A 3,727-nucleotide genomic window follows, 5' to 3' on the forward strand; every position below is an offset into this window, starting at 1 on the left:
TTCGATCGCGACAAGCTGCATACGCTCGATCACCAGGGCCGCTTTTTCCAGGTCGCTGGCCCGCTGAACATCCAGCGCTCGCCGCAGGGGCAGCCGGTGATCTTCCAGGCCGGCTCGTCCGACACCGGCATCGGCCTCGCGGGCAAATACGCGGACGCCGTGTTCACGCATTCGCCGTCGATCGAGGAAACGGCCGCGTTCACGCAGCGCGTGAAACAGAGCGCGATCGAACACGGGCGGCAGGCCGGCGACGTGAAGATCTTCCCGGGCGTCGGGCCGATCGTCGGTCGCACGGCCGCCGAAGCGGAAGACAAATACCAGGCGATCCGCGACCTGCTGACGATCGACGAGGCGCTCGCGTACCTCGGCCGCTATTTCGATCACCACGATTTCACGCAGTACGCGCTCGATGCGCCGTTCCCGGAACTCGGCGAGCTCGGCCGCAACAGCTTCCGCTCGACCACCGACCGCATCAAGGCCGATGCGAAACGCAAGGGCCTGTCGCTGCGCGAAACCGCGCTCGCGGTCGCGACGCCGCGGCCGAACTTCATCGGCACGGCCGAACACGTCGCCGACGAACTGATCCGCTGGCACGACGCAGGCGCCGGCGACGGCTTCATCCTCGGTTTTCCGGTCCAGGCGCAGGGCGTCGACGATTTCATCGAACTCGTGATTCCGGTGCTCGAGGCGCGCGGCCGCTACAGCCGCGACCTGCCCGGCGCCACGCTGCGCGACCACCTCGGTCTGCCGCGCAAGGCGAGCCGCTACGCGACGCCCGGTGCCGCCCAGGAAACGGCCGCCGAAGCGCACGCCTGACGCCGCCGCGCCGCCCATGCACGGCGGCGCGCCCGCCGATCGATCGATTCGAGGATTCCAACGACATGAGCGACACGACCCACCTCGGCGGCGCGCTGCCGCCGCTCTCTTCCCCCGACGCACGCGAGGCCGGCACGCGTTTGCGGATCGTGCCCGCGCGCCACCGGTCGCGCACGGCCGGCACCGTGCTCGCGCTCGTGCTGATAGCGATCACGCTGTATTCGCTCCTCGGCAACCCGCAGTGGGGCTGGCCGGTGTTCGCCGAATGGTTCCTGTCGCCGCCGGTGCTATCGGGGCTCGCGCGCACGCTGGTGCTGACGCTGCTCGGCGCGGTGTTCGGCTTCGTGCTCGGCGCGTTCGTCGCGCTGGCCCGGTTGTCGCGCTCGCGCCTGCTATCCGCCAGCGCATGGACCTTCGTGTGGCTGTTCCGCTCGATTCCGCTGATCGTGCTGCTGCTGATCCTGAACAACCTCGGCTACCTGTACGAGCACGTGCGGCTCGGCGTGCCGTTCACCGACATCGTGTGGTTCGACACGCCGACCACCGACCTGATCAGCCCGTTCCTCGCGGCCGTGCTCGGCCTCACGCTGAACCACGCGGCGTTTTCCGCGGAGGTAATCCGCGGCGGCATTCTCGCGGTCGACCAAGGGCAGCTCGAAGCCGCCGCCGCGCTCGGGCTGCCGCGCGGCCGCCAGACGTCGCGGATCGTGCTGCCGCAGGCGATGCGCGCGATCCTGCCGACCGCATTCAACGACCTGATCTCGCTCGCGAAAGGCACGTCGATGGTGTACGTGCTCGCGATGCCCGAACTGTTCTACACGGTGCAGGTGATCTATCGCCGCAACCTCGAAGTGATTCCGCTGCTGATGGTCGCGACCGTCTGGTACCTGATCATCCTGACCGTGCTGTCCGCGATCCAGGTGCAGGTCGAGCGGCACTATGCACGCGGCGCGCTGCGCAATCCGCCGCCGTCGGTGGTCACGTTCGCGCTTGCGCGCCTCGGCGGGCTGTGGCGGCGTGTCGCGTCACGCCGTGCGGCGTCGAATGCGCAGGCCGCAGACGACACGCGCACCGATACCGCGGCCGCCGTGTCGCGTACCGGCGGCGAAGTGGCCGTGCATGGCGTGTCGAAGCAGTTCGGCATGCAGCGCGTGCTCGACAACGTGTCGTTCGTCGCGCCGCGCGGCAGCGTGACCGTGATCGTCGGCCCGTCCGGCTCCGGCAAGTCGACGCTGCTGCGCACGATCAACCATCTCGAACGCGTCGACGACGGTTTCATCGACATCGACGGCGAACTGATCGGCTATCGCCGCGACGGCGACGTGCTGCACGAACTGAGCGAACGCGACGTGCTGAAGCGGCGCACGGCCGTCGGCATGGTGTTCCAGAACTTCAACCTGTTCCCGCACCTGACGGTGCTCGAGAACCTGATCGAAGCGCCGATCGCCGTCGCCGGCGTGACGTGCGATGCGGCCGAGCACACCGCGCGCACGCTGCTCGCGCGGGTCGGCCTCGCGGATAAAGCCGATGCGTACCCGCGCCAGTTGTCCGGCGGCCAGCAGCAACGCGTCGCGATCGCGCGGGCGCTCGCGTTGCGTCCGAAGGTGCTGCTGTTCGACGAGCCGACGTCGGCGCTCGATCCGGAACTCGTCAACGAAGTGCTCGACGTGATCAAGGAACTCGCGCGCTCGGGCACGACGCTCGTGATCGTCACGCACGAAATCGGCTTCGCACGCGAAGTGGCGGACAACGTGCTGTTCATGGAACGCGGGCGCATCGTCGAGGCCGGGCCGCCCGCCGTCGTGCTCGACGCGCCGTCGCATTCGCGCACCCGCGCGTTCCTGTCGCGGGTGCTGTGATGCGCGCCGCTTCCCACCTGCGAGGTACCGCACGATGACCGATCGACGCCAGTTCATCACGGCCGCGCTGGTCGCGGCATCGGGCCTGCCGTGGCACGCGGCACGCGCGGCGGCCGCCACCGCCGACCTCGACCCGCGTCAGGCCGGCCGCCTGCGCGCGAGCCCCGACGACGCGGCCATCCGCGCGGCCAGCGGCTACCACTGGGTGCGCGACGGCGCATTCACGGTCGCGATCTCGCCGCACGCGCCGCCCGTGTCGACCTATGCGACCGACGCGCGCACCGTGGTCGGCGCCGATCCCGACTATGCGCAACTGGTCGCGGACGCGCTCGGCCGCACGCTCGTGCTGCTGCCGATCGCGTGGGCCGACTGGCCGCTCGGGCTGACGTCCGGCAAGTACGACGCGGTGATCTCGAACGTCGGCGTGACCGAGAAGCGCAAGGAGAAATACGATTTCACGACCTACCGGCTCGGGCTGCACGGCTTCTACGTGCGCACCGCCAGCCCGATCGTGAAGATCGCGGAGCCGAAGGACATCGCGGGCCTGCGGATCATCACCGGCGCCGGCACGAGCCAGGAGCGCATCCTGCTCGAATGGAGCAAGCGCAACGTCGCGCAAGGGCTGAAGCCGGCCGAACTGCTCTATTTCGACGACGATGCGACGGCGCGCGTCGCGCTGCTGTCGGGCCGCGCGGATGCGGAGCTGAACCCGAACGCGTCGCTCGCGTACGAGGCCGCGCGCAGCGGCAAGATCCGCCGCGTCGGCGTCGTCAATGCAGGCTGGCCGGCGAATGCGGACGTCGCGATCGCGACGCGCCGCGGCAGCGGACTCGCGCCGGCGCTGACCCTCGCGACCAATGCGCTGATCGGCAACGGCCGCTATGGGCAGGCGCTGGCACGCTGGGGTTTGCAGAGCGAGGCGATCGCGCGGGCGGAGACCAATCCGCCGGGGTTGCCGTCGTTCTGAGCGTGTCGCTCAAGACAATCGCGCCGGCATGTCGTGGCGGACGCGCCGGCGCGATCCGATCGATCGGTCGTTCGTCTACGCCGGC

3 protein-coding genes are annotated in these 3,727 nt (G+C 69.7%); all 3 read left to right on the forward strand.

Annotation, left to right across the window (positions count from 1 at the left end):
- On the forward strand, positions 1-816 hold an 816-nt coding region (locus JMF90_RS28275; protein ID WP_201325715.1), incomplete at its 5' end, for an LLM class flavin-dependent oxidoreductase.
- Positions 817-881: 65 nt separating this feature from the next.
- The gene (locus JMF90_RS28280) at positions 882-2,675 is read left to right on the forward strand and encodes an amino acid ABC transporter permease/ATP-binding protein (RefSeq protein ID WP_011547668.1); all 1,794 of its coding nucleotides are present in this window, start codon (positions 882-884) and stop codon (positions 2,673-2,675) included.
- A 34-nt stretch (positions 2,676-2,709) separates the two neighbouring features.
- Positions 2,710-3,642 carry an ABC transporter substrate-binding protein gene (locus JMF90_RS28285; RefSeq protein WP_011547667.1) on the forward strand — a complete coding sequence of 311 codons (933 nt, stop codon included), beginning with the start codon at positions 2,710-2,712 and terminating at the stop codon, positions 3,640-3,642.
- Positions 3,643-3,727: the final 85 nt, after the last annotated feature.

This window comes from Burkholderia sp. E168m23, from assembly GCF_016586125.1.
Lineage (GTDB): Bacteria > Pseudomonadota > Gammaproteobacteria > Burkholderiales > Burkholderiaceae > Burkholderia > Burkholderia orbicola.

Bases quoted from the DNA above. Each gene is read 5' to 3' on its own strand.
- JMF90_RS28280 (WP_011547668.1), top strand. From the start codon at position 882: ATGAGCGACACGACCCACCTCGGCGGCGCGCTGCCGCCGCTCTCTTCC.
- JMF90_RS28285 (WP_011547667.1), top strand. From the start codon at position 2,710: ATGACCGATCGACGCCAGTTCATCACGGCCGCGCTGGTCGCGGCATCG.